The following is a 24,939-nucleotide window of genomic DNA, read 5'->3' as shown; positions in this document are numbered from 1 at the left end:
AAAAAGTCATCTCCTCAGGATGACTTTTTGCTTATTTCTCTGTGACGGTGCTGTCTGTTTTGACAGTTTCAGCAGGCGGTGTTTGCGCCGCTAATAAGTCGCGAATTTCTTTTAAGTAATCTTCGCTCGTTGGTACCACTTCTTCTTCTGCCGCTTCTTCTTTTTTGCCGCGGTTTTTCATTTTGTTGGCCGCTTTGACAATCAAGAAGAGGACGAAGGCCGTAATTAAAAATGTAATAAGTGCACTAATCACGCTACCAATATTGAATTCAACGCCTTCGACTTTATAAACAAGGGCACCCAATGCATCGTCGGCACTCTTTTTCCCAGTCGTCAAGACAAAAATCAGACTAATTAACGGGGTAATCAAGCCTTCCACCACTTGTGTCACAATCGCTGTAAACGCACTACCAATGACAACACCAACGGCTAGGTCTAAGACACTCCCGCGCATGATAAACTCTTTAAATTCTTTAATCATTCTTTTTTCCCTCCTCACTTTAAAAACAGTATACCGAATCTTCTTGAAAATTTGAACTGAAAAACTCTTATCATTCAGAAAGCACCTGAAGCTGTGTTATAATGGAGCTATTGGAAAAAACATTAAAAAATGCTTTAGAATTTACGCGATACATATATTTCACAGCATTCTTTAGGTAAGATGAAGCAAATGAAGGAGCGATGCGGCAATGTCTGTTCAATTAGTTAAAGGCGTGAATTTACACGTCATTCCTACAGAAAAATATAAAACGGTGCGTCTTTTAGTCCGCTTTAATACACGATTAAATCATGAAACCATTACAAAAAGAACGCTGTTGTCCAGTTTGATGGAAACCAACAGCTTGAATTACCCGAATCAAGTCAAGTTAAGTGAGCGTTTGGCGGAACTTTACGGCGCCAGCTTCGGGATTGGCGTTTCCAAAAAAGGCAATCAACATTGGTTTAATATTTCTATGAACATTGTCAATGATCATTATTTACAGGATAGTCAGGTTCTCGCCGAAGCGGTGTACTTTTTGAAGGAAATTATTTTTGCCCCCAATATTCAAGCAGGTCAATTCGAAGCGGAAACCTTCCAACGGGAGAAAGAGAACTTGAAAGCGTACTTGGAAAGTATTGTGGAGGATAAGCAAACCTATGCTTCTTTGGCGCTTCAAAGTGTCTATTTCAATCAATCGGAGGATCAAAAAATCCCTAGTTTCGGGACCGTTGCGGCGTTAGCTGAGGAAACTGCGGCGTCATTAGCAGCGTATTATCAAAAAATGCTGGCGGAAGATCAAGTGGATATTTTTGTTTTAGGTGATGTCAATGAGGCGGAGCTAGTGCCGTTATTCAAGCAATTACCGTTTACGCCTCGTGAAGAAGGCAAAGCCGCGATTTTCTACAATCAACCAATTCGCAATGTGATTGAAGAGCGGACCGAGCGTGAGGTGTTAGCCCAATCGAAATTAAACTTGGCTTACAACACGGATATTTATTATGGCGATAGCTATTATTTTGCGTTGCAAGTGTTTAATGGGATTTTTGGCGGTTTCCCGCATTCTAAATTATTTATGAATGTCCGTGAAAAAGAACATTTAGCGTATTATGCTTCTAGTAGTATCGACACTTTCCGTGGCTTCATGACGGTTCAAACAGGAATCGATGGCAAAAATCGGAATCAGGTCTTGCGTTTGATTTCGACAGAATTGGAAAATATTCGCTTAGGTAAGATTAGCGAATTAGAAATTGAACAAACGAAAGCAATGCTAAAAAATCAGTATATCTTAGCGTTAGATAATGCAGGCGCGTGGCTGGAAAAAGAATACTTGAACGAATTAATGCCGCAGACGATGCTGACGGCGGAGGAATGGATTGCGCGGATCAATGCCGTGACCATTTCAGAAATCCAAGAAGTGGCCAAACGCTTGGAACTTCAAGCGATCTTCTTTTTGGAAGGAGAAACAGAAAATGATTAAAAAAGACTATGCACAAATTAAAGAAACATTGTATACAGAAACACTGGCGAATGGTTTAAAAGTTTACCTATTGCCGAAAAATGATTTCCAAAAAACGTATGGCTTGTTTACGACCGATTATGGTTCCATTGACAATACGTTCGTGCCAATTGGTCAAGAGGAAATGATTGAAGTGCCTGACGGAATCGCCCACTTTTTAGAACATAAAATGTTTGAAAAAGAAGATGGCGATGTCTTCCAAAAATTTGGGCAACAAGGGGCTTCAGCGAATGCCTTTACCAGTTTTACGAAGACGAGTTATTTGTTTTCAACGACGGATCAAGTGACACAAAATCTAGAAACGTTGCTTGATTTTGTGCAATCGCCGTATTTCACGAAGGAAACGGTCGAAAAAGAAAAAGGCATCATTGGACAAGAAATTCAAATGTATTTAGATGATCCTAACTGGCGCTTGTTCTTTGGCATTTTAGGCAACCTTTATCCGAAACATCCATTGCATATTGATATTGCCGGCACAGTGGCAAGTATTGCGGAGATTACCGCAGAGGATTTGTATACATGTTACAATACGTTTTATCATCCAAGTAATATGACCTTATTCGTGGTAGGGAAAATGGACCCTGAAGCGTTAATGGCCTTCATTCGTGAAAACCAAGCGGCGAAAGAGTTTCCTGCCGCCCAACCTATTCGTCGGCATTTTCCTGAAGAAACAGCTGCTGACATTGTCAAAGAGAGCGCCATTGAAATGGCAGTCACACGGGCAAAAGTGCTTGTTGGCTTGAAAGGCTTAGATGAAGTGCCAACAACGGGTCGTGACTTAATGAAATATCAAGTCACCGTGAACTTGTTGTTACAATTATTGTTTGGTAATACCTCTCAAAACTATTTGGCTCTTTATGATGAAGGCTTGTTAGATGATAGTTTTAGTTATGACTTTAATTTAGATCGCAGTTTCCATTTTGCGGATATTGGCGGCGATAGTGAGCAACCAGAAGTCTTAGCAGAACGAATTGAAGCTATTTTATTATCTGCCACAACAAGTCCAGAATTAACGGAAGAAAATTTGTCCTTATTGAAGAAAAAAATGATTGGTAAATATTTCCAATCCTTAAACTCTTTAGAGTATATCGCCAACCAATTTTCACAATCATTGTTTGGGGAAACCACGCTGTTTGATAAGATTGAAGTCATTGAAAGTATTCAATTAGCCGACGTCCGCCAAGTAGCAGAGACCTTGATTCGTGAAGAAGGATTGAGCCGTTTCTACATGTATCCTAAAGGAGAAACCGAGCAATAAACCAACTGTTTAAGAAAAAGAAAAATCTTTGAAATCTTTCAATTTTGTTATCCTCAGTTGGCTTCTTTTGTGGTATTCTTAAAGGACGGGAATGTTTTCCTTGGCAATTGAAAAAGACTGATGAGACAATCGATAAATTAACAAAATAGACTGGAGAAGATGGACGAGTGGCCAGCGTAAATATTGGAGAAACACTAAAAGAAGCAAGATTGCAGAAGAACATCTCAATTGATGAACTGCAACAAATGACAAAAATTCAAAAAAGATATTTAGAAATTATTGAACAAAACGATTTTGAGTCCTTACCAGGCACCTTTTATGTGCGGGCGTTTATCCGCCAATATGCAAGTGCGGTCGGCTTAGATGGCAATCAATTGGTAGATATCTATGATGGCAAAGAACCAGCAATTGTCGAAGAACCCAAGCCAGTGTATGAAGAGCTTGAAGGGTCACGTAAGCAATTGCATGACGAAGAAAAGCAATCCAGTTGGTTACTGCGGAACTTACCGGCCATTGCCTTTTCGTTAATTGGTTTAGCCATTGCGGTCGTAGTGCTGTATATTATGTGGCAAGATCAAAAAGCCGAACCGATTATTCAAACACCGGCAACTAGTGCCAGTGTGGAAAAACCCAAAGAATCAAGTCAAGCCCCAGAAAGTAGCACACAAAGTAGTACACCGCCGTCTTCTTCAAGCGAACCAGAGAAGAAAACAGCTGTGGCTGTGGTGAGCGATGCTAACAATCAAGTGACTGCAACGGTTAAAGATGCGAATAGTCCAATCAACATTACCTTTAAAGGGACTGAAGGCTCTTGCTGGATTGGCGTGATGGTCGATGGCAACTACACCTACCAACACACCCTGCAAGCAGGAGAAACAGAAACAACAGCTTTACCTGCGAATGCCGCCAATGCAACACTGATTTTAGGCGCCTCAAATAACGTCGCCATTCAAGTCGATGGCGCCGATTTAACACTGGAAAAAACGCCAGTTTTAATTCGTAAGGATGTTACATTAGGGATTACGTATCGTTAGAAATGGTGTAAGAAGAATCTGGATAAACTGTCAAACGGCAATTATTCCAGATTCTTTTCTTTTATAATTAACAGCGAATGGTTAAAAAGACGACAATAATAATTCAAGAGAGAAGGGGTTATCAATGCTTAAAATAGTTAATAAAAAATTTAATCTTATCACCATATTTTCAATCGCTCTGTTGGTCATGGGCTTCTTGATTGTTGGCTTACAACTGTATTTCTACTTTATCTATGGTTCTAAATTTTTAGACAGTATCACATTGATTGGAATGATTGATTTCGGTTTAGGCTATTACCAGCTCTTTCTAAAAAAAGGCAAGAATATTTCTGAATAAACGGTCAAACGGCAATTATTCCAGATTCTTTTCTTTTTTTCGTGACACTGCCAGCAAGATAACGTAAAATAGAACAGGAGAAGGAAGGGGCAATTGAAGTGAATTTACCAAATAAATTAACAGTTTTAAGAATATTTATGATTCCGATTTTTATTATTATTGTGTCGGTGCCAATGGACTGGGGAACGATTAGTTTTGGCGACACAACGTTAGCCGTTACCCAATTAGTGGGCGCGATTATTTTTGCAGTTGCTAGTTTTACAGACTGGTTGGATGGCAAAATTGCCCGTGCACAAGGCTTGGTGACGAACTTCGGAAAATTTGCGGACCCATTAGCGGACAAAATGCTAGTGATGACCGCTTTTATCGTCTTAGTTGGTCAAGGCAAAGTACCTGCTTGGATTGTAGCAATTATTGTTTGTCGTGAATTGGCAGTAACTGGTTTACGGTTGTTATTAGTCGAACATGGCGAAGTAATGGCAGCAGCTTGGCCGGGAAAAGTAAAAACAGCTACCCAAATGGTTGCAATTATTTTACTATTCATTAACAACATTCCATTTTCAGCACTTCATCTACCACTAGATCAAATCATGCTATATGCCTGCTTGATTTTCACCATTTACTCTGGTGTTGATTATTTTGCTAAGAATAAAGATGTTTTTAAAGGTTCGATGTAAAGAGAGAATCAAAACGCTTGGCTTGTGCCAAGCGTTTTTTTAGTATTCATGATTGAATCGGCAAATAGATTTTTAAGTAGAGGAACAGATGAATCGATAAAACAAATCGGCAGTTTCTGTATGCTATTTTTCATTTTGGTTATATCTACATACAAATAATTAGTTTGTTGTTGATAAAGTAAACTAAATAGATTACTATTTAGTTCGTTAGCTTATATATAAACTAAATAAATTTTTTGGAGGAAATTATGAAAAAAACAGATATTTTAAATAAACTATTAAAAATTGCTCAACAACCTTACTTAATCTTTGCTTCTAGCATAGAGGAGAAACCAGATAACACTTTTGAAACGTTAAAATTGCTTGCTTCTGAAGAAAATGTAACAGCTGGAAGAATCGCTGAATATTTAGATATAAAACCTTCTAGTGTGACACAAATCATAAAAAAATTAGAGTCTGTTAAAGCAGTTAAACGAGTCAAAAATGAATCAGATGCTCGGGTCACATTCGTTGTATTGACCGATAAGGGACGAGAAAGTTTAAGTACTCAAGGAAATATTTCCAATGGATTTAATGAAGAAATGTTTAAGGGCTTTTCAGAGGAGGAACTAGAGTCTTTAAATAATTATTTAGAACGTATAGAAAAGAATATTTCTAGTGAAGAATTTTTAGATAAAATTGAAACAATTTTTGGCGACGATAAAAATTGGGAACATTTCAGAAAAATATCAGCTAGATATTGTAGAGCTAGAGAACAGATGATGGGACATGATGGCTTTGGTAGATTTGGTGAATTCAATGGTGAATACGGTGGCTTTGAAGGATGGAAGAGAGGTCGGAGAAGATAATGGCAGTAGGTGGAGGCGGCAAAAATAGTCATGATTCTATCCGAGCAGATAAAACAAAATTTTCGTTTAAAGAATTTTTAGGCTTAATCAAGATGACAGAGCCTAACTATTTACTGCTTGGCATTGGGATGATATTTCTTGTGATTTCTTCTAGTATCCAAGTGTACGTTCCAAAACTTGCTTCAAGTTTAGTCAATAATTTTCAAAAGGGGGTAAATTATAGTTTATTAGGTAAAGTTGTTGGATTATTTATATTTTCAGCACTCGTTTCTGCATTAGGAGGGACAATTTTAGGTATTTTTGGTGAAAATGTCATCCAAAATATGCGTAAACGCTTATGGAATAAATTAACTATTCTAAAAGTTTCTTATTTTGACTCTGTTAAAGCGGGTGAAATATCCAGCCGGGTCGTAAATGATACTAATCAAGTTAAGCAATTGTTAGCCGTTACTTTTCCTCAAACAGTTGCCAGTGTGATTACAGTTATTGGTACGGTATATATGATGATTAAAATGGATTGGCATATGTCGCTTGCTATGGTAATTGCTGTTCCTGTTGTAATCCTTTGTATGATTCCAGTAATGGCATTTGGTTCAAAAGTTAGTCACATTCGCCAAGATGCTATGAGTCAATTTAACGGACTTGCTACTGAAACGTTGAGTGAAATTCGTTTAGTCAAAACTTCTAATGCTGAATCTCAGGCGCAGGTTCGTGCTGCAAATGAAGTGGATCGGTTATTTAATGTAGGGAAAAAAGAAGCAATATTTGATGCATCTATGCAACCAATTATGATGATGGTCTTTATGAGCATGGTATTTGGGCTATTAGCATATGGGATGCATCGAATTGCCATTGGTGTGATGACAATCGGAACATTGATGAGTTTCTTAATGTATCTATTTAATCTTATTGGCGCCATGCCAATCATTGCGACGTTATTTTCTGAAGTAGCTAAAGCAGCAGGATCAACGCGACGAGTGCAAGAATTGTTATCTAGAGAACCTGAAGACTTTGAAAGTGGACAAGATATTGATTTATCGGAAAAGACTTTATTAGTTAAAAATGTAAAATTTTCTTATGAAGATGCACCAGAGGAACCTATCTTAACAGACATTTCTTTTACTGCTCAGCCAAACCAAGTAATTGCTTTTGCTGGCCCATCAGGTGGCGGGAAATCGACGATTTTTAGTTTAATTGAAAGGTTTTATGAACCTACAGAAGGACAAATTAAATTTGGAGATATTGACATAAAAGATATCAAATTATCAGATTATCGTCGTCAAATCGGCTTTGTATCACAGGATTCTGCGATTATGGCAGGGACAATCAGAGATAATCTAACGTATGGCTTAGCAGAAAACTTCTCAGATGAACAACTATGGGATGTCTTGGAACTAGCATATGCGCGAAAATTTGTAGAAGAAATGCCAGATAAATTGAATACGGAAGTCGGTGAACGTGGCGTTAAAATTTCTGGAGGACAAAGACAGCGTATTGCAATTGCTCGTGCATTCTTGCGGAATCCCAAGATTTTAATGTTAGATGAAGCTACTGCTAGCCTAGATTCAGAATCTGAGATGAAGGTCCAAGAGGCATTGTCTAATTTAATGAAGGGCCGAACGACATTGGTTATTGCCCATAGATTGTCGACAATTGTTGATGCGGATAGCATTTACTTTGTTGAAAAAGGGAAAGTAACTGGTTCAGGAAAACATGATGAGCTAGTAAGTAAACATAAAACTTACGCTAAATATGTATCCGAACAATTTAAAGTAACGGAATGAACGAAATAAGCAAACTTAAAATGAAGCTAAGACAACACATGCATTTAACTAATTGTCTTAAGATTTAGAAAGAACTTGGACATAACCCCCAAGTTCTTTTTTCTAACTTATTTTTACCCACAAGATAAAAAGCGTGGGACAAAAATCACTTTGGATTTTTGCTCTACGCTCAAAAACTAATAAACGGCGGGAACAGAAGCAACTCCTTCGGAAATAAGCCGAAATTCTCCAAAAATTAAAGAACAATTTTCGGAAATTCCTTCTTATTTCTCGGAGTTAAACACTTCTGTCCCGACCTCTTTAAATACCTCCATGGTAGTTCACTTACTTCATAAAATGTAGAGTCACGGTATAAAGCCAATTCGCGAGGACCGATATTACAAAAATAAGCACCATTCAGATCTTTACGACAAATAATGCGGATCTGTCTTAGTCGTGCTAATGTTATCACGGATTTTTTTCAAGGAATCGGCATTTTGATCAAAATTGTGATACATCGTATTTGTATATAAAATATCCATTACCGTTAAGTAACTGATCCGTGAAGCCAAGGATTCCGCACGAAACAAGCCTTCTTCGGTGACGACAATAATTGCTTCGTCGGACAAGCCTGCCAACTCTGAACCGCTGTTACCGGTTAACGTAATCATTTTTGCGTTGGTTTTTTTAACTTGTCGTGCTAGGTTGATTGATTCTTTGGTTTTGCCTGAATGGGAAAAAATAAACACACAATCTTCACTGGTTAATTTTGTGACAAAACTTAACTGCATGTGGTAATCAAAAATGTAGTTGCACCGATAGTTGGTCCGAATGAATTTATGGAAACTATCAAAAGCCACAATCGAGGAGCCACCTTGCCCAAAAAAGTGAAGCGTTTTGGCAGAGTACATCAAAGCCAACACGTTATCTAACAGCTCCTTTGTTAAGAACTGTGTGGCGTTACTGAGGGAATAAATATTGGCTTGTAAGACTTTTTTAGCAATCGTAATACTATCATCATCTGGTGAAATATCATCGGCGCCATTCACGCTATTGACGTTTTGAAAAGTCGGCTGATAATTAGAATTCCTGGCGATATCAATTTTAAATTCTTGGAACCCAGAATAGCCAATCTTTTTTACAAATTGATACACGGAAGATTGGGAGACGCCAATTTCGTTGGCAAGACTTTCTAACGTCATTTGTGTCAATAATGATTCAGAATGAACAAAGTAATCGGAAATTTTCTTTTCTGTGAGGCTCAAATTCGGTTTTTTGATCCGAATCCGTTGATCCAAATAGTGGTTTTTCATTAACACGTTCCTCCAATCTTATTTTTTTAAAAATAAAATGAATGCCTTTTCATTGTTGGTATAGACTGATTATAGTGGAAAAAGAGGACAAATACAATTTCTCTTTTTCTCCACAAAAAAGAAATTCTTTAAAAAAAGCCCAAAAAAAATAAATAATCTTTTTTCTGAAAAATGAAGGGGTCTTGAAAAGACTTCTCTCAACTAAAGAAAGTAGCCAGTAAAAAGAACCTGATACCAAGAGATTTACTTGTGTTTTTTGTATGAAAGCTCCTTAAAAATAAAAACGTTTTACCTTTTGAGCAGGCAAGATTTTTGCTAAAAAATAAAAAATATTTTTTAATTAGTGTAATCGTTTACATTATTTTTTTTATCCTTTATGATTGAAGTATCAAAAGAGGCAGGTGAAAGAAAAATGGACATTGGCTTTATTGGACTTGGGAAAATGGGTTTGAACATGGCATTAAATGTTCACGAACAAGGCTGGCCCATTATTGGCTTTGATGTGACAAAGGAAGCAAGAGCGACTGCTAGAGAGCAGGGGCTTTCCGTTGTAGATTCGTTGCCGGAACTATTGAAAGCGCTTAACAAAAGGAGGGTGATTTTTTTAAGTACCCCCGCTGGTCAGATTACCAATCAATTAGTGGCAGAATTGGTAGAGCAATTAGCACCAGAGGATATCATTGTGGATAGTGGCAATTCAAATTTTCATGATAGTGTTGCGAATGCTCAATTTGCTAAGGAAAAAGGAATTTATTTTATTGATTGTGGTACTTCTGGTGGCATCAAAGGAGCGCGGGAAGGAGCGTGTTTAATGGTTGGCGGTGCGCCTGAAGCCGTCAAGGTGTTAACCCCATTTTTTGAAGATTTAGCTTGTGAACAAGGGTATCTTTATGCTGGGAAATCAGGAGCTGGTCACTATTTGAAAATGGTGCATAACGGGATTGAGTACGTCATGATGCAAGCCATGGGCGAAGGATTCAATTTATTAGAAGCTGCCGAATATGATTTTGCGTTGGAGAAAGTAGCCGATGTGTGGAATCACGGCTCGATTATTGAAGCTCGCTTGATGGGCTTAGCGAAAGAGGTTTTTGCGGAAAATCCTACGTTAGCCAATCTAGAAGGGAAAGTTGCAGCAAATGGCGAAGCCAAATGGATGATTGAAGAAGCATTGCGTTTGGAGATGCCCGTCCCAACTACGGCGTTGTCCTTATTTACTCGAAATGAAAGTATGCTAGCAAATCATTTTTCAAACAAAGTGGTCGCTTCTTTGCGACAAGGATTTGGCGGGCATGAAGTCGTAAAAAGTCAGTAAAGGAGTTTAGTCATGTTAAAAAAACAAAAAATTGCCATAGTGAATTCCAGTAGTTTTGGTCAAATTTTTCCTGAACACTTGACGAGCTTAGAAAAAATAGGCACCGTGAAGCATTTTACAGTCGACAGTGAAATTGGTGGCAAAGAGTTAGCGGAATGTTTACAAGGATATACGATTATTATTGCTAGCGTGACGCCATTTTTCACGAAAGAATTTTTTGAACATAAAGATGAATTATTGCTGATTTCTCGCCATGGTATTGGGTATAACAACATCGATTTAGACGCTGCAAAACAGCACGAGACAATTGTTTCCATCATCCCAGCTTTAGTAGAACGAGATGCCGTGGCGGAAAACAATGTCACAAATTTACTAGCTGTTTTACGGCAAACCGTGGCTGCAGATGCCAGCGTTAAAGCAGATCAATGGGAAAAACGAGCGAATTTTGTCGGTCGGACGTTATTTAACAAAACTGTGGGTGTCATTGGTGTTGGGAACACAGGAAGTTGTGTCGTGGAGACGTTACGAAACGGATTTCGCTGTGACGTGTTAGCGTATGATCCCTATAAATCCGCCACTTATCTGCAAAGTTATGGAGCCAAAAAAGTAGACTTAGATACGTTGCTAGCTTCAGCTGACATCATTTGTTTATGTGCCAATTTAACTGAAGAAAGTTATCACATGATTGGTTCGGCGGAAATTGCCAAGATGAAAGACGGCGTCTATCTTTCCAATAGCGCACGAGGCGCCTTGATTGATGAAGAAGCCATGATTGTCGGCTTACAATCGGGCAAAATTGCTGGGCTTGGGACAGATGTTTTAGAAGAGGAACCAGGTCGGAAAAATCATCCTTATCTTGCGTTTGAAAATGTAGTAATGACGCCGCACACCTCCGCTTATACCATGGAATGCCTGCAAGCGATGGGAGAAAAATGCGTGCAAGATGTGGAAGACGTGGTGCAAGGTATTTTACCTCAACGGGCAGTGCAAGAAGTCAGTCGTTACGTTAGTTAAGAAGGAGGAGGAGCATGTTAACTGATTTAAAAGTGAAAGTTGGACCGCAATTTTATCGTTACCACGAAGGCGCCTTAGCTTCGGTGCCGTCACTTTTCAAGGAATATCACGCCCAACGAATTTTGGTGGTGCATGGCACCGTATCCTTTGAAAAAGCTCAGCCATTTTTGTCCTTCTTGGCAGATTCAGAGTATCAATTCTTCTATCACACTTACACAGGAGAATGTAGTTATTTTGGCGCCGAACAAATTTCACAGCAAATAAAGGAACACCAGATTGACTTTCTTCTGGGAGTCGGCGGCGGTAAGTTAGCCGATTTAGTGGGCTACAGCGCCCATTTAAACAATCTGAATTTTGGCTTGGTCCCTACTTTGGCTAGTAACTGTGCGCCGTGGACACCGTTAGCTGTGATGTATCAAGAAAATGGCGCGGCCGAAGGCAAAACGGAACATTTCTTTCGCCAAGCTGCGTTTTTAATCACTGATCCTAAGTTGCTTCTTGATGCGCCCCGTGATTATTTTGTCGCTGGTTTAGCTGATACGTTAGCGAAATGGTATGAATCAGAGACCATTTTACGCCAAGCCCATTTGCAAGGGGAACCCTTTTTACAATTAGCGGGAGCGACCGCCAAGCTTTCGCAAGAAGCGATTATGCGGGACTCAAAAGCAGCCTTAGCAGCGATGGATGAGGGCAAACTCACGCCTGAATTTGTCCATCTTTCAGAAATTGTTTTCGCTGTTTCTGGATTAGTCGGCGGCTTCGGCGACAAATACGCCCGCAATGCAGCAGCACACGCCATGCATGATGCTATGAGTAAATTTTTACCAAAAAGTCATGACTATTTACATGGCGAAAAAGTAGCTTACGGCATCTTCTATCAATTAGCATTGGAAAAAAGGTGGGCCATCATAGACGCATTAATCCCTTTTTATCAAGAGCTAAACTTGCCCATGTCGTTACGACAAATGGGCCTTTACCCAGAAGAAGAAGCAGTACTCGATGCAATGGTTCAATTTATTGATTCAAAAGAAAAGGTTCATTTAATTCCTATTGAGATTTCGGAAGAACGTTTACGTCAAGGGATTGAAGAGCTAGAAAAGTATATCCAAAACCAAGGATAAGAAGGAGGAACTATGGAAACGTTAAGTGTTTTACAAAGTTTGATAATGGCGCTTTGGGTGGCAGCAATTATGTCCAGATGGCTTGGAGGAGGAGCAACGTTAACGTTGCGTTTCTCGCCCTTAATGACAGGGTTAGTAGCAGGTTTAGTGATGGGCGATGTCCCGAAAGCGATGATTGTCACCGCAGCATTACAAATGATTTACATGGGTGTTTTTTCACCAGGTGGCTCTATGCCAGCAGAACCATCAATTGCGGCAGCGATTGCTGTGCCAGTTGCGTTGCTAGGGAATTTGAAGCCGGAAGCGGCTATTGCCGTAGCGGTTCCTGTCGGTCTTTTAGGAAGTTATTTATATCAATTCCGTTTCTTTATTAACACGTTTTTAGGGAAGTATACCGATCGTGCGGTGGCTGAACTAAATTCTAAAAAAATTGCCCGCTCAATTATCTGGTATCCAACGATTGCCTCATTTATTTTATTCGTTCCATTAGTCTTTTTTGCTCTTTATTTAGGGGCACCAGTCATTGCCGATATTATTAAAGCATTAGAAGGAACCGTTGTGATTCACGTGTTAGAAGTAGTCGGTGGTGGTTTAGCCGCAATTGGGATTGCGACAACGGTCTATGTCATTGGTCGAAAAGATTTCTTGGTTTTCTTTTTCCTTGCATACTTCATGAGTATCGTCTTTAAGTCATTGGAAATTACCATGGTAACGTATGCCATCTTTGGCGTAATTATTGCGTTAATTTTTGTGCAAGTCCAAAAAGGCAAACCTGTAGCAGAAAGTGCTGGTTCCGCCAGTGCCACCACTGATTTTGATGATGATGACGATTACGATGACGGGTTTTAAAAGAAAAAGGAGGAACTGAAATGACGGAAACAACAGAAAAAGTCGTGCCGAAAACAACGAATTTAGCACCAGAAGAAATTACCAATAAAGATGTTACAAAAGCCTATCTCCGTTGGCATTTTGCCAATGAAATTCCCCATTCCTTTGAACGTTACTTGGCGCCTTCGTTATTGTACGCAATGATGCCACTTTTAAAGAAATTATATAAAGACGATGAACAATTAAAAGCCGCTTATATGCGTCAACTGCTGTTTTTCAATACGCAATTAAGCTGGGGCGGCGGGGTCATTACTGGGTTGATGGCTTCCATGGAACAAGAGCGGGCCAAAGAAGAACATGAAGGCCGCGAAATCATGATGCAAGATGATTTAATGTATAACACCAAAGCTGGCTTGATGGGCGCGTTAGCGGGGATTGGTGATGCGATTGACTCAGGTACGGTTCAATATATTTTTATTGCGATTGCGGTGCCGTGGGCGCAACAAGGTAGCGCATTAGGCGCGATTTTCCCCTTTGTCGCGTTTGCCCTTTATCAAGTACTGTTAGGTGTGTTCTTTGCGAGACAATCCTTCAAAATGGGGCGGAATGCCACAGGCTTAATGCAAAGTGCTGGGATTCAAAAAGCTATTGAAATGTTATCTGTTTTAGGGTTGTTCATGATGGGGATTTTAGCTGGTAATTATGTCAAAGTTTCTTCAACTCTTCAATTTAAACTTTCTGGCCGTGAGTTTGTGGTCCAAGATATCCTTGATCAGATTGTCCCAGGACTCTTGCCGCTAGCTGTCGTAATGGGCGTGTATTGGTTCTATACGAAAAAAGGCTTGAAAGTTACGCAAGCATTATTGTGGTTAACAGGTATCCTAATTGTCTTAGCAACAGTCGGTATTTTATAAAAAGAAAAGGACGTGAATCAGATGGGCGTAGTAAATTTAGCAAGAGTAGATGAACGATTAATTCATGGACAAGTGATGGTGACCTTGTCCCAAAAAAGTGGCGTTAATTCCATTTTCGTTGTCGATGAAGTGGTGGCAAAGGATAAATTTATGCGTGATTTATACAAAAGTGCAGGCAGTCGGACAGGACAAAAAACCATTGTCATTACGCCGGAAAAAGCTAAATTTTATTGGGATGAATACCAATTCAAAGAGTACAACTGTATTTTAATCGCTAAAACCGTCTCTGTAATTTATGACTTAGTAAAACACGGAGTCCCTATGAAGGAGTTAAACATCGGCGGTATTGCACAGAAGAATCCAGAAAAAGATTTATTAGTAACCAAATCAGTTTATTTAAACAAAGAAGATGCCGAAAAATTAAAAGAACTACATGAGGTGTATGGCGTAGAAGATATTTATTTCCAAGCAACGCCTTCTGCACCAAAAACTAGTTTAAAAGAGGTTTTAGGCAAATTTAATTTATAAAAAAGGCCAGTCGCTTGAGTCATTGCATGACTGTTTGAAGTAATGACTCAAGCCACTGAATTGAAGGAGGAACTTTTATGTTAGGGATTGTGATTGCTACACACGGTGCACTAAGTGACGGTGCGAAAGACGCAGCTACCGTGATTATGGGCGCAACCGAAAATATCGAAACCGTTAATCTAAATAGTGGAGACGATGTCCAAGCACTAGGCGGACAAATTAAAACAGCGGTTGAGAACGTCCAACAAGGGGATGGCGTGTTGGTCATGGTTGACTTATTAAGTGCGAGTCCTTACAATCAGGCAGTTTTGGTGATTAACGAACTCGAACCAGCTCTACAAAAGAAAATCTTTGTGGTGAGTGGTACCAACCTACCAATGGTCTTAGAAGCGATAAACCATCAATTATTGGGCACACCGATTGCTGAAGCGGCGCAAGCGATTGTTGCGCAAGGCAAAGAAAGTGTGCAAGCATGGGATATTTCTATGACTTCCTTTGAGGACGAAGAGGATGAGGACGATGATTTTTAAGAATGTAGTAAAGGGTGAAAGCAATGAAATGGGGATTTAGATGGTACGGAGCGGCAGGCGATGCCATTCCGTTAAAACATATTCGACAGATTCCAGGAATTACTGGTGTTGTCGGTACCTTGTTAAATAAACTACCAGGTGATGTTTGGACAGTAGCCGAAATTCAGGCACTTAAACAATCGGTGGAACAAGAAGGATTAGCACTTTTAGGAATTGAAAGTGTCGCTATTCATGATGCCATTAAAGCGGGGACGGATCAACGAGACCACTATATTGATAATTATCGTCAGACGTTGCGTAACTTGGGGAAATGTGGAATTTCCTTAGTGTGCTACAGTTTCAAACCTATTTTTGGTTGGGCTAAAACGGACTTGGCGTATGAGAATGAAGATGGCAGCTTATCGTTGTTATTTGATCAAGCTGTGGTAGAGAACATGCAGCCAGAAGACATGTATCAATTGATTCACAGTCAGTCAAAAGGATTCCGGTTACCAGGTTGGGAAGAGGAGCGTTTGCAACAATTTCAAGAATTGAAAGCCATGTATGCCGGCGTAACAGAAGAAGATTTGGTCGAAAATTTGCGCTACTTTTTAGAACGTGTGATTCCTGTCTGTGAAGAAGAAAATATCAAAATGGGGATTCACCCCGATGATCCACCTTGGGAAATTTTTGGTTTGCCAAGAATCACTAAAAATTTAGCGGATTTAAAACGGATCCTTTCCTTGGTGGACTCACCAGCAAATGGGATTACATTTTGTACAGGTTCCCTCGGTGCGGACCCGACGAATGATTTGCCTACTATGATTCGTGAAATAGGTCACAGAATTAATTTTGTTCATTTCCGCAATGTGAAGTATTTAGGTGAGCATCGTTTTGAAGAAACGGCGCATCCGAGTGTCGCTGGTTCGTTAGATATGGCGGAATTAATGCAAGCACTGGTAGATGTAGAGTATGAAGGTGTTATTCGTCCTGATCATGGGCGGGCAATTTGGGATGAAAAAGCGATGCCTGGTTATGGTTTATATGATCGAGCAATGGGGTTGACCTATATTCAAGGACTGTACGAAGCAACCAAAGCCAAACAAAATAGGAAGTGACAGAATGGAAACAAAAGTTGAAAAAAATCAACTGTATCAACAATTAGCGACATGTAAACTTTTACCACTATACACTGCAACAGATTTACGCTATTTGCCACAAGTAGAATCGGTCTTAGTAGAAAACGAATTACCGTTTATTGAAGTCACTTTTCGGAGTCAGCTGGCCTTGCCTGCCATCAAACAACTTGCTGCTTCAGGGAATTTAATAGTAGGCGCAGGAACTGTTAGAACCTTGAAAGAAGCCCAAGAGGCAGTAGCGAACGGTGCGCAGTTCATTGTTTCCCCAGCGATTGTTCCAGAAGTCATTGATTTTTGTCTGGCAAATGAGGTGCCTATTTTTCCAGGAACAGCTACGCCTGGGGAGATTCAGCGAGCGCTGGCGTATGGCTTACGAGTGGTTAAATTTTTCCCAGCCGATATTTACGGCGGGTTAAAAGCCATCAAAAGTTTAAGTGGCCCGTTTTATGATGTTCAATTTTTACCAACTGGTGGGATTGATGAAACAAACTTTATAGAGTATGTGGAAGCAAAAGAAGTATTAGCAGTGGGCGGCTCCTTTATTTTATCGGAAAAGATGCTTCAAGAAGATGAAGCTTCGGCACGCCAGCATGTTCAATCTTTACTCACGAAAATCAAAGAACGACAAGCAAAATAAAAAGATGAGGTCGGGACAGAAGCGTTTAACTCCGAGAAATAAGAAGGAATTTCCGAAAATTGTTCTGTAATTTTTGGAGAATTTCGGCTTATTTCCGAAGGAGTTGCTTCTGTTCCCGCCGTTTATAAGTTTTTGAGCGTGGAGCAAAAATCCAAAGTGATTTTTGTCCCACGCTCTCTTTTTTTTGTCCAAATGTTACTGACATTATTTTAGTTTTCATTTTGTAAAAATAGTATAGGAGAAAAGCAATCAGTTATGTATAATTAGTGAAAGAAGGTTGCGTGAAGTAAAAATAAAAAGGAGAGCAAAGGATGTTAAAAAATGTAGAAGTGTTCTGGCAAAACTTTTTAGATAAACATGAATTAGATATGTTGATGCCCGATGTGTGGATGTTTGGTGATGGCTCTTCTGAGATGGGTAATCGTTTGGGTCAATTGGTCGTTTCTGGTCGTAAGACAGCGACATGTTCTTCTTTAGATATTTATAAGATGGAAGAAGAACAACTCCCTAAAGCTGGTCAATACGACATAATTTTAGATGGTCAGTCTCAACCGCTGGCTATTATTCGAACAACCAAAGTTGAAATTATGCCCATGAATAAGGTCTCAGAATCTTTTGCACAAGCGGAAGGTGAAGGAGATTTGACGCTGGATTATTGGTATGAAGAGCATGCGCGGTTCTTTAAAGAAGAACTGGCCCCCTATCAGCTACAATTTTATCCCGACATGCTGTTAGTTTGCCAAAGTTTTGAAGTGGTGGATCTTTATAGAGAAAAAGAATAGACAGAGAAGCGGTGACTGACACGATTGAAACGAGCAGTTGTCGCTTTTTTTTACTGATTTTTTGAAAAATTTGCGTATGTTTATATAGACAGGGTGATAGAAAAGAGATGTGTATTTTAAGTGTCGAGGAAAAGATGGTACAATAACCTAAGGAATACTAACAAGGAGTGAATGTTATGAAAGAAGAATTTTCATATGAAATTTTAGAAGAAGTCGCTGTGTTATCTGAGAATGCTCGTGGCTGGCGTAAAGAATTGAATTTAATTAGTTGGAATGGTCGTCCACCAAAATTTGATTTGCGTGAGTGGGCCCCTGATCACGAAAAAATGGGTAAAGGCATCACCTTAACTAACGAAGAATTTGCTGAATTAAGCAAAACAATTAAATCCATGTAAAAGGAGCACCCTGTCAATGAAAAGTATGACTGGATTTGGAAAAAAGACCATTCAAAATGAAAATTATCAATTGGATGTTGAAGTCAAAAGTGTCAACCAGCGGTTTTTAGATATTCAATTGCGTATGCCAAAGGAACTGAATGCCTATGAACTGGTGATTCGGCAAGTAATCAAACGCACGTTAAAACGTGGACGTGTGGAAGTCTATGTAAATCTCCAAAAAATCGGCAACAATCAAAAAGAAGTGCGCGTGCAGTGGGACTTAATTGATCAATTATTAACTTCGGTAGATCAACATTTAAAGGAAAACTATCCGGAAGCAACGTTTGATGCAGGGGACACGGTCAACCATTTATTAAAGCAAAATGATTTTGTCGAAATAGTGGAAGCAGAAATCGTTGATCAGACATTTGAACCATTTCTTGTTCAAGCATTTGAAGCAGCCATCGCTAGTCTTGACCAAAGCCGTGTGCAAGAAGGAACGCAAATTAAACAAGTCCTGCTTGACTATGTAGCAGTGTTGACCCAATCAATTCAAGAACTGCAAGCGTTTGTGGGCGTTTTTGAACAAGAATACCGTCAACGTTTTGAAGCGAAATTAAACGAATGGTTAGGTAGCCAAGTGGATGAAACACGCTTATTAACAGAAATGGCCATTTTATTGGAAAAAGGCGATATTCATGAAGAATTAGATCGTTTGGATATCCATATTGATAAGTTGCATCAGTTGCTTGACGAAACAGAACCAGTGGGCCGAGAACTAGATTTCTTAATTCAAGAAATGAACCGTGAAGTCAATACGATTGGTTCGAAATCAAGTCCAATTGAAATAAAAAATAGTGTCGTTCAAATGAAAACAACCTTAGAAAAGATTCGTGAACAAATTCAAAATGTCGAATAGAGAAAATGGTTTCGTGTTTTTCCAGAAAACGCTATAATATAGAAGTAACGAATAAATGACAGAGGTGAAAGCAATGACTAAATTTTATGATGTAACCTTTCAAGAATTAAGTGGTCGTTCTGTGGTAAAAACAGAAGTCGCTTCAGACAGAGAACCATTTGACGTCTGGCAAGATGCTTGTGCAAGCTATTCTGAAACAGAATTAAATATCCAAATTAACGAAGACACGTTTGTTACTTTGAATCGTCACTTTGTTGTTCGCATTGACGTGAAAGAAGTTGACGGCCCTGTCGACAAACAAGTTCGTCGTCGCGATGAATTGATGAACGTGGTCAATACGCTTTCTAATATGGGCTTATAAAAAATACCACCAAGCATTTCACGCTTGGTGGTATTTTTTTTAATTAGAATAAAAGAAACAAGCCAACGGCGCATAGGAAAGAAAGAACTGCGGCACTTAAAAAGATTGTCCGCATGGCTGCAGTTTTACTGCTTTCTTTGCCGTGTTTTTTCTGACGTTCTAAACGTTTTTGAAGCTGACGGGTAATTACTGAGAAGATTAGCCCGAAAAGGACTAAAACACTTGTGGCAATCGATTTGGGAATAAAATGATTCGGTTCTGCAACGGTGGTATCCCCAGAATGTTCGTTTGATTCTTCCGCAGCTTCAGCTGTTGTTTGTTTTGGCTTAACTTCTTGGTAAGCCACTTTAGGCGCTTGAACAGTACTATTTAACAATGTCAAAGGCGTGTCGACTTGCACCTGCCCTGCTACTAATTTAAAAGTAGGCTGACTGCCTTTGGGAACGACACCGTATAAATCGTTAGCCAAAGTGACTTTTTTGTGATCAATGGTTTGTGGTCCTTTGTCTAAAAGTTTTTTGCGTTCGTATGTCGTATAGGCATAGTCCAGCAAAGCATTCCCAGCCACATGCCGTTCGTATTCACCATCTTGGTTTTGCCAATTACCAACGCCTAAAATGACTTCAATTAAACGGAAATCTCCTTGTTTGACAGTCGCAATATAGTTAAAACCGCCTGTTGGACTAGAGCCTGTTTTTAAACCATCCACGCCTTGATAACCATACTTAGCGCCTGGTAAAGAATAATTGTACGCTTCAAACGTTTCCTCGTAAGGCGTGCCGACCATTGTTTTCACCACTGGTTTATTGGTGATTTCTAAAATTTCTGGATAATTTTTCAGAAAGTGATAGGTTAGTGAAGCTAAATCTCTAGCTGTAGAGACGTTATCGCCATTTGGGTCAATTCCTTGCATTTGATACAGGCCGTTAAAGGCACTTGCTTGCGCTCCACTGCAGTTGTAATAGGTAGTATTTGTCATCCCTAATTCAGCCGCTTTTTGATTCATTAAATGAACAAAGTCAGTAGGCTGGTTCCCTGAAATTAAGTTTGCCAACATGAGAGTCGCCACATTAGAAGAGGGGACAGCAATCATTTTTAACAGTTCACGGACTGGATAAGCAACACCTAACGTAATTTTGTTATTACTAATGGCATATATTTTAGAAATATCGACATCTTTTTGCGTAGCAGTCACAGTCGTATCCATTGTAAATTTTCCTTGCTCCATTGCTTCAAAGGCCAAGTACATGGTCATCACTTTGGCAATACTGGCAGGATTCCACGCTAAATCTGGTTGCTGCGACCAGAGAATTTCTCCAGAATCAGCATCAACAACGATGGCTGCTTTGGGAATGCCATCCGCTTTCAGGGTTGTCCCCATTTTTTTAGCAATTGCGGTAATATCTTCTTCTGCGTGAGTCACAGTAGGTTGGGCAAAAAAGGCCCCACAACTGACAACTAAGCCTAGCAGAAACAATGTAAATGGTTTAATTCGTGCGATGTTTCTCAGTCCTTTCTTATTCACGTTTTTTCATCCTAAAGGAGTCATCACTTCATTTTACTTAAAAAATGGCTGCCTGTATAGGAATTCTAGGTAATTTGTTTAAAAAAAGAACAAGTTATGAAAGCCAAATTAAAGAAGAAATGTTATTTTTTCAGTGAATCTCCAAGAAAGTCTTGAAAATTGCAGAAAAAAAGTGCAAAATAGAACTAATACTGTGAAATTATGTTTTGAAAGGAAGTCGTTATGTCAGAGCGCGGGTTATTAATCGTATTGTCAGGTCCTTCAGGAGTGGGGAAAGGGACTGTAAGAAAGGCTATTTTCGACAGTGAAGAAAATGATTTTCAATATTCAATCTCAATGACCACTCGGAAACAGCGAGAAGGCGAAGTGGATGGAGTAGATTACTATTTCCGTTCAAGAGAAGAATTTGAAGCGATGATTGAAGCTGGAGAAATGTTGGAATATGCGGAATATGTTGGTAACTATTATGGGACACCATTAACGTATGTTAACCAGACGCTAGATGAAGGCAAAGACGTCTTTTTAGAAATCGAAGTCCAAGGGGCTAAACAAGTCAAAGACAAAGTGCCTGATGGCGTATTTATCTTTTTGACACCCCCCGATTTAGCGGAATTAAAATCAAGAATTATTGGCCGCGGAACAGACGAAATGTCTGTGATTGAAGAACGAATGGCTGTGGCCAGAGAAGAAATCGAAATGATGGCGCTGTATGATTATGCGGTAGTGAATGATGAAGTTCCTTTAGCCGTGCAACGAATTAAAGACATTATCGCGAGTGAGCACTTCCGTGTTGACCGTGTAATTGGAAAATATATTAAAATGTTAGAGGAGATGTAGCCTTATGATGTTAAAACCGTCAATTGACTCATTGTTAAAAGAAGTCCCTTCAAAATATTCTTTGGTTATTTTAGCAAGCAAACGTGCGCATGAATTAGATGAAGGCGTTCAACCAACCGTTGAATCCTTTGATTCTGTAAAAAGTGTGGGTCGTGCGTTAGAAGAAATCGAAGCAGGAACAGTGATCAGTGATCCAAATCCTGAAGAAAAACGTGAACGTCTACGCATTGAACGTGAAGAACGCAAACGCCAACGTGAACAAGAACAAAAAGAATTAGAAAACCGTTTACGTGACGAAAAAAATTAATTGAATGATTGTCAACGAATGGAGAAAGCCGTCTGTCTATTTCAGAGGCTTTCTCTTCGTTTATTCTGAAAGGTGCCAACGAGACACACAAGACAAATCAGTCAATCTTTAGTACAATAGGCAAAGAGAATTTACATAAAAAGGAGGACGCACCATGCAAAAAGTAGCCAAAGTTATTGTGGATGTACCAACGATGCAAACCGATCAACCATTCACTTATTTAGTTCCTGAAAATTTAAATGAGCAATTGGCTGTCGGCATGCGTGTAGAAGTGCCTTTTGGTAACGGTAATCGGCATGTTCAAGGGTTTGTTCTAGCCATTGAACCAGTGGCTGCAACGGTTCTTGACGAAACCAATGTTCAGTTGAAAGAACTAGTGGCGGTGTTGGATTTAAAACCTGTCTTAAATACAGAAATGTTGGCTTTAGCTGATTATATGAAGGAAAAAACGTTTGCCTTTAAAATCACTTGTTTGCAAACTATGTTGCCTAGCGTAATGCGTGCCGATTACCAAAAATATATTTATTTAACGGATGAGCTTTCTGAAGAATTACAAGATCAGTTATTTTATGGTTTAGAGGAAATTTCGTGGGACCAAGCGCAAGAACGTGGGCTTTTGCCTCAACTAATGGCGTTGCGTAAACAGCAAAAAGTCGATATTCGCTACGAAGTTACGACGAGAAATAAAGTCAAAATGGTCCGCTTCATTCAAGCCGCTAAGGAATTTGAACAACTAGAGGAAATTCGTTTGGGGTTACGCAAGGGAGCTAAGAAGAAAGGGCAACTTCTTTACTATTTACAACGCTTGGGCACTGAAAAAGTCACCGCTGTGAAGGAAATGAAAGAATTAGGTTTCAGTACCGCGCTTTTAAATGAAGCGGCCAAAAACGGCTGGTTAACGTTCATTGAAAAAGAAGCGTATCGTGATCCGTTTGCTAATCAGACGTTTGAAAAAACGACTGCGTTATCTTTGAATGCAGAACAACAGGTGGCTGTGGAAACAATCTTACAATCGGTCCAAGAACAGCAAAGCCAAACCTACTTATTGGAAGGTATTACAGGAAGTGGGAAAACAGAAGTTTATCTACAGGTCATTGCAGAAGTTCTTAACCAAGGCAAAACAGCCATTATGCTTGTCCCTGAAATTTCTTTAACTCCGCAAATGGTGCAACGCTTTAAAAGTCGCTTTGGCGAACATGTTGCTGTAATGCACAGTGGCTTATCGCAAGGTGAAAAATACGATGAGTGGCGGAAGATCGAACGAGGAGAAGCGGAAGTGGTGGTTGGCGCGCGTTCAGCCATTTTTGCGCCAATCGAAAACATCGGTGTGATCATTATTGATGAAGAACACGAGGCAAGTTATAAACAAGAAGAACCCCCCCGCTACCACGCGAGAGATTTAGCGATTTGGCGTTCGGAGTACCATCATTGCCCTGTTGTTTTAGGTAGTGCCACGCCGTCCTTGGAATCACGCGCTCGCGCACAAAAAAATGTTTATCAGCGGTTACGATTAACACAGCGTGCCAATCAAGCGGCAACCTTGCCTACGATTGATGTAGTGGATATGCGGCAAGAAGTAGAAAATGGCAATGTCTCTTCTTTTTCCATGTCGTTGCAAGAAAAACTCCAAGAACGCTTAGAGAAAAACGAACAAAGTGTTCTCCTACTTAATCGCCGTGGCTATTCGTCATTTGTGATGTGTCGCGATTGTGGCTATGTGTTGCCGTGTCCGAATTGTGATATTTCCTTGACTTTGCATATGGATAGTAAAACAATGAAATGTCATTATTGTGGGCATGAAGAACGGATTCCTTATCGCTGTCCTAACTGTGGCCAAGATAAAATTCGCTACTACGGAACAGGCACACAAAAAGTAGAAGAAGAATTACAAACGTTATTACCAGACAGTCGTATTCTCCGAATGGATGTTGATACGACCCGTCGCAAAGGTGCGCATGAAAAGATTTTGCGAACATTTGGTGAAGGACAAGCGGATATCTTATTAGGCACACAAATGATTGCCAAAGGACTGGACTTTCCAAATGTGACGTTAGTCGGTGTCTTAAATGCTGATACCGCCTTGAATTTACCCGATTTTCGTTCCAGTGAACGGACCTTCCAATTATTGACACAGGTCAGTGGCCGAGCTGGTCGTGCTGAAAAACCGGGGGAAGTCATCATTCAATCTTTTAACCCCGAGCATTATGCGATACAATTGGCAAAAGCCCAAGATTATGAAGATTTTTATACAAAAGAAATGTATATTCGTCATCGTGGGGATTATCCGCCGTACTATTTTACGGTCCAAATTACGGCTAGCCATCCTGAAGAAAATGAAGCAGCGAAACAAATGTTTCAAATCGCGAGGAAATTAAAACAAGGCTTATCGCCGCAAGCTATTTTGTTGGGACCAACGCCTAACGCAATTATGCGTGTCAATAATCGATACTTTTATCAAGTGATTATCAAGTATAAACAAGAACCAATGCTTCAACCATTATTGAAAGAAATTTTAACCGATACACAACGAGCAACGGCTCGTGGCTTAAAGCTTTCCATTGATGCAGAACCCATGAATTTTATTTAAAAAATACAGCTTTGA

Annotated in this window: 26 protein-coding genes; 23 read left to right on the top strand and 3 right to left on the bottom strand. The window is 39.6% G+C overall.

Annotated features, from left to right (window positions below):
* Positions 1-31: 31 nt before the first annotated feature.
* The gene (mscL, locus tag IGK72_RS12525) at positions 32-481 is read right to left on the bottom strand and encodes a large conductance mechanosensitive channel protein MscL (protein WP_002359018.1); all 450 of its coding nucleotides are present in this window, start codon (positions 479-481) and stop codon (positions 32-34) included.
* 208 nt (positions 482-689) lie between these two features.
* Between mscL and yfmF the strand changes: the two genes are divergently transcribed.
* The 7 genes from yfmF to IGK72_RS12490 all read left to right on the top strand — a co-directional run bounded on the left by yfmF (position 690) and on the right by IGK72_RS12490 (position 7,935).
* Positions 690-1,958 carry an EF-P 5-aminopentanol modification-associated protein YfmF gene (yfmF, locus tag IGK72_RS12520; protein WP_070416069.1) on the top strand — a complete coding sequence of 423 codons (1,269 nt, stop codon included), beginning with the start codon at positions 690-692 and terminating at the stop codon, positions 1,956-1,958.
* A complete protein-coding gene (gene yfmH, locus IGK72_RS12515; protein ID WP_002354885.1) occupies positions 1,951-3,255 on the top strand; it encodes an EF-P 5-aminopentanol modification-associated protein YfmH in 1,305 nt (434 codons plus the stop codon). Before yfmF ends, yfmH begins: the two co-directional genes overlap by 8 nt.
* A gap of 167 nt (positions 3,256-3,422) precedes the next feature.
* Entirely contained in the window at positions 3,423-4,289 is an 867-nt protein-coding gene (locus IGK72_RS12510) for a RodZ domain-containing protein (RefSeq protein WP_002360992.1), read from the top strand.
* Between the two features lie 124 nt (positions 4,290-4,413).
* Positions 4,414-4,626, top strand: coding sequence for a hypothetical protein (locus tag IGK72_RS12505; RefSeq protein WP_023894764.1), 213 nt, complete (start codon positions 4,414-4,416; stop codon positions 4,624-4,626).
* Between the two features lie 98 nt (positions 4,627-4,724).
* Positions 4,725-5,303, top strand: a complete 579-nt coding sequence (gene pgsA / locus IGK72_RS12500; protein WP_002365382.1) for a CDP-diacylglycerol--glycerol-3-phosphate 3-phosphatidyltransferase — start codon at positions 4,725-4,727, stop codon at positions 5,301-5,303.
* Between the two features lie 248 nt (positions 5,304-5,551).
* A complete protein-coding gene (locus IGK72_RS12495; protein WP_070416070.1) occupies positions 5,552-6,151 on the top strand; it encodes a MarR family winged helix-turn-helix transcriptional regulator in 600 nt (199 codons plus the stop codon).
* Entirely contained in the window at positions 6,151-7,935 is a 1,785-nt protein-coding gene (locus tag IGK72_RS12490) for an ABC transporter ATP-binding protein (RefSeq protein WP_430608820.1), read from the top strand. The genes IGK72_RS12495 and IGK72_RS12490 overlap by 1 nt, the downstream gene beginning before the upstream one ends.
* Before the next feature lie 404 nt (positions 7,936-8,339).
* Here IGK72_RS12490 and IGK72_RS12485 read toward each other — a convergent pair whose 3' ends face one another.
* Positions 8,340-9,227 carry a MurR/RpiR family transcriptional regulator gene (locus IGK72_RS12485; RefSeq protein WP_002383224.1) on the bottom strand — a complete coding sequence of 296 codons (888 nt, stop codon included), beginning with the start codon at positions 9,225-9,227 and terminating at the stop codon, positions 8,340-8,342.
* 376 nt (positions 9,228-9,603) lie between these two features.
* On the opposite strand from IGK72_RS12485, the gene gnd reads away from it, so the two are divergent.
* The 13 genes from gnd to IGK72_RS12420 all read left to right on the top strand — a co-directional run bounded on the left by gnd (position 9,604) and on the right by IGK72_RS12420 (position 19,668).
* Complete coding sequence (gnd, locus tag IGK72_RS12480) at positions 9,604-10,539, top strand: phosphogluconate dehydrogenase (NAD(+)-dependent, decarboxylating) (RefSeq protein WP_016627517.1); 936 nt, start codon at positions 9,604-9,606, stop codon at positions 10,537-10,539.
* A gap of 12 nt (positions 10,540-10,551) precedes the next feature.
* Entirely contained in the window at positions 10,552-11,553 is a 1,002-nt protein-coding gene (locus IGK72_RS12475; protein WP_002367446.1) for a D-isomer specific 2-hydroxyacid dehydrogenase family protein, read from the top strand.
* Between the two features lie 14 nt (positions 11,554-11,567).
* Positions 11,568-12,674, top strand: a complete 1,107-nt coding sequence (locus tag IGK72_RS12470; protein WP_002367445.1) for an iron-containing alcohol dehydrogenase family protein — start codon at positions 11,568-11,570, stop codon at positions 12,672-12,674.
* Positions 12,675-12,686: 12 nt separating this feature from the next.
* Positions 12,687-13,523 carry a PTS mannose/fructose/sorbose/N-acetylgalactosamine transporter subunit IIC gene (locus tag IGK72_RS12465; protein ID WP_002354902.1) on the top strand — a complete coding sequence of 279 codons (837 nt, stop codon included), beginning with the start codon at positions 12,687-12,689 and terminating at the stop codon, positions 13,521-13,523.
* A 20-nt stretch (positions 13,524-13,543) separates the two neighbouring features.
* Positions 13,544-14,416 (top strand): PTS system mannose/fructose/sorbose family transporter subunit IID, encoded by an 873-nt coding sequence (locus IGK72_RS12460; RefSeq protein ID WP_002354903.1) that lies wholly within the window; start codon positions 13,544-13,546, stop codon positions 14,414-14,416.
* A 21-nt stretch (positions 14,417-14,437) separates the two neighbouring features.
* On the top strand, positions 14,438-14,944 hold the full coding sequence (locus tag IGK72_RS12455) for a PTS system mannose/fructose/N-acetylgalactosamine-transporter subunit IIB (RefSeq protein ID WP_002354904.1): 507 nt from the start codon (positions 14,438-14,440) through the stop codon (positions 14,942-14,944).
* Between the two features lie 77 nt (positions 14,945-15,021).
* A complete protein-coding gene (locus IGK72_RS12450) occupies positions 15,022-15,474 on the top strand; it encodes a PTS sugar transporter subunit IIA (RefSeq protein ID WP_070416072.1) in 453 nt (150 codons plus the stop codon).
* Positions 15,475-15,497: 23 nt separating this feature from the next.
* Positions 15,498-16,571: a mannonate dehydratase gene (gene uxuA / locus IGK72_RS12445; protein WP_016626286.1), complete on the top strand. Its 1,074-nt coding sequence runs from the start codon at positions 15,498-15,500 to the stop codon at positions 16,569-16,571.
* Positions 16,572-16,575: 4 nt separating this feature from the next.
* Positions 16,576-17,229, top strand: a complete 654-nt coding sequence (locus IGK72_RS12440; RefSeq protein ID WP_002354907.1) for a bifunctional 4-hydroxy-2-oxoglutarate aldolase/2-dehydro-3-deoxy-phosphogluconate aldolase — start codon at positions 16,576-16,578, stop codon at positions 17,227-17,229.
* A 311-nt stretch (positions 17,230-17,540) separates the two neighbouring features.
* Positions 17,541-18,011 (top strand): ASCH domain-containing protein, encoded by a 471-nt coding sequence (locus IGK72_RS12435; RefSeq protein ID WP_002361000.1) that lies wholly within the window; start codon positions 17,541-17,543, stop codon positions 18,009-18,011.
* 176 nt (positions 18,012-18,187) lie between these two features.
* On the top strand, positions 18,188-18,406 hold the full coding sequence (locus IGK72_RS12430) for a YdbC family protein (protein WP_002381076.1): 219 nt from the start codon (positions 18,188-18,190) through the stop codon (positions 18,404-18,406).
* A 16-nt stretch (positions 18,407-18,422) separates the two neighbouring features.
* Positions 18,423-19,307 carry a YicC/YloC family endoribonuclease gene (locus tag IGK72_RS12425; protein WP_002359037.1) on the top strand — a complete coding sequence of 295 codons (885 nt, stop codon included), beginning with the start codon at positions 18,423-18,425 and terminating at the stop codon, positions 19,305-19,307.
* 55 nt (positions 19,308-19,362) lie between these two features.
* A complete protein-coding gene (locus IGK72_RS12420) occupies positions 19,363-19,668 on the top strand; it encodes a hypothetical protein (RefSeq protein ID WP_002383233.1) in 306 nt (101 codons plus the stop codon).
* 43 nt (positions 19,669-19,711) lie between these two features.
* Here the strand turns inward: IGK72_RS12420 and IGK72_RS12415 are convergent, their stop codons facing one another.
* On the bottom strand, positions 19,712-21,193 hold the full coding sequence (locus IGK72_RS12415) for a DUF1958 domain-containing protein (RefSeq protein ID WP_002389422.1): 1,482 nt from the start codon (positions 21,191-21,193) through the stop codon (positions 19,712-19,714).
* A 222-nt stretch (positions 21,194-21,415) separates the two neighbouring features.
* Between IGK72_RS12415 and gmk the strand changes: the two genes are divergently transcribed.
* The 3 genes from gmk (at position 21,416) to priA (ending at position 24,924) form a co-directional block, all read left to right on the top strand.
* On the top strand, positions 21,416-22,030 hold the full coding sequence (gene gmk / locus IGK72_RS12410) for a guanylate kinase (RefSeq protein ID WP_002354915.1): 615 nt from the start codon (positions 21,416-21,418) through the stop codon (positions 22,028-22,030).
* 4 nt (positions 22,031-22,034) lie between these two features.
* On the top strand, positions 22,035-22,337 hold the full coding sequence (rpoZ, locus tag IGK72_RS12405; RefSeq protein WP_002354916.1) for a DNA-directed RNA polymerase subunit omega: 303 nt from the start codon (positions 22,035-22,037) through the stop codon (positions 22,335-22,337).
* 154 nt (positions 22,338-22,491) lie between these two features.
* Positions 22,492-24,924: a primosomal protein N' gene (gene priA / locus IGK72_RS12400; RefSeq protein ID WP_070416073.1), complete on the top strand. Its 2,433-nt coding sequence runs from the start codon at positions 22,492-22,494 to the stop codon at positions 24,922-24,924.
* Positions 24,925-24,939 lie beyond the last annotated feature (15 nt).

The sequence above is a fragment of the Enterococcus sp. DIV0183 genome, assembly GCF_050541505.1.
Classification (GTDB): Bacteria; Bacillota; Bacilli; order Lactobacillales; family Enterococcaceae; genus Enterococcus; species Enterococcus faecalis.
The sequence above is the reverse complement of the archived record's forward strand: the minus strand, read 5'-3'. Positions and strand labels throughout refer to the sequence as shown.

Bases quoted from the DNA above. Each gene is read 5' to 3' on its own strand.
- mscL (WP_002359018.1), bottom strand. From the start codon at position 481: ATGATTAAAGAATTTAAAGAGTTTATCATGCGCGGGAGTGTCTTAGAC.
- yfmF (WP_070416069.1), top strand. From the start codon at position 690: ATGTCTGTTCAATTAGTTAAAGGCGTGAATTTACACGTCATTCCTACA.
- yfmH (WP_002354885.1), top strand. From the start codon at position 1,951: ATGATTAAAAAAGACTATGCACAAATTAAAGAAACATTGTATACAGAA.
- IGK72_RS12505 (WP_023894764.1), top strand. From the start codon at position 4,414: ATGCTTAAAATAGTTAATAAAAAATTTAATCTTATCACCATATTTTCA.
- IGK72_RS12495 (WP_070416070.1), top strand. From the start codon at position 5,552: ATGAAAAAAACAGATATTTTAAATAAACTATTAAAAATTGCTCAACAA.
- IGK72_RS12490 (WP_430608820.1), top strand. From the start codon at position 6,151: ATGGCAGTAGGTGGAGGCGGCAAAAATAGTCATGATTCTATCCGAGCA.
- IGK72_RS12485 (WP_002383224.1), bottom strand. From the start codon at position 9,227: ATGAAAAACCACTATTTGGATCAACGGATTCGGATCAAAAAACCGAAT.
- gnd (WP_016627517.1), top strand. From the start codon at position 9,604: ATGATTGAAGTATCAAAAGAGGCAGGTGAAAGAAAAATGGACATTGGC.
- IGK72_RS12475 (WP_002367446.1), top strand. From the start codon at position 10,552: ATGTTAAAAAAACAAAAAATTGCCATAGTGAATTCCAGTAGTTTTGGT.
- IGK72_RS12470 (WP_002367445.1), top strand. From the start codon at position 11,568: ATGTTAACTGATTTAAAAGTGAAAGTTGGACCGCAATTTTATCGTTAC.
- IGK72_RS12465 (WP_002354902.1), top strand. From the start codon at position 12,687: ATGGAAACGTTAAGTGTTTTACAAAGTTTGATAATGGCGCTTTGGGTG.
- IGK72_RS12460 (WP_002354903.1), top strand. From the start codon at position 13,544: ATGACGGAAACAACAGAAAAAGTCGTGCCGAAAACAACGAATTTAGCA.
- IGK72_RS12455 (WP_002354904.1), top strand. From the start codon at position 14,438: ATGGGCGTAGTAAATTTAGCAAGAGTAGATGAACGATTAATTCATGGA.
- IGK72_RS12450 (WP_070416072.1), top strand. From the start codon at position 15,022: ATGTTAGGGATTGTGATTGCTACACACGGTGCACTAAGTGACGGTGCG.
- uxuA (WP_016626286.1), top strand. From the start codon at position 15,498: ATGAAATGGGGATTTAGATGGTACGGAGCGGCAGGCGATGCCATTCCG.
- IGK72_RS12440 (WP_002354907.1), top strand. From the start codon at position 16,576: ATGGAAACAAAAGTTGAAAAAAATCAACTGTATCAACAATTAGCGACA.
- IGK72_RS12435 (WP_002361000.1), top strand. From the start codon at position 17,541: ATGTTAAAAAATGTAGAAGTGTTCTGGCAAAACTTTTTAGATAAACAT.
- IGK72_RS12430 (WP_002381076.1), top strand. From the start codon at position 18,188: ATGAAAGAAGAATTTTCATATGAAATTTTAGAAGAAGTCGCTGTGTTA.
- IGK72_RS12425 (WP_002359037.1), top strand. From the start codon at position 18,423: ATGAAAAGTATGACTGGATTTGGAAAAAAGACCATTCAAAATGAAAAT.
- IGK72_RS12420 (WP_002383233.1), top strand. From the start codon at position 19,363: ATGACAGAGGTGAAAGCAATGACTAAATTTTATGATGTAACCTTTCAA.
- gmk (WP_002354915.1), top strand. From the start codon at position 21,416: ATGTCAGAGCGCGGGTTATTAATCGTATTGTCAGGTCCTTCAGGAGTG.
- rpoZ (WP_002354916.1), top strand. From the start codon at position 22,035: ATGATGTTAAAACCGTCAATTGACTCATTGTTAAAAGAAGTCCCTTCA.
- priA (WP_070416073.1), top strand. From the start codon at position 22,492: ATGCAAAAAGTAGCCAAAGTTATTGTGGATGTACCAACGATGCAAACC.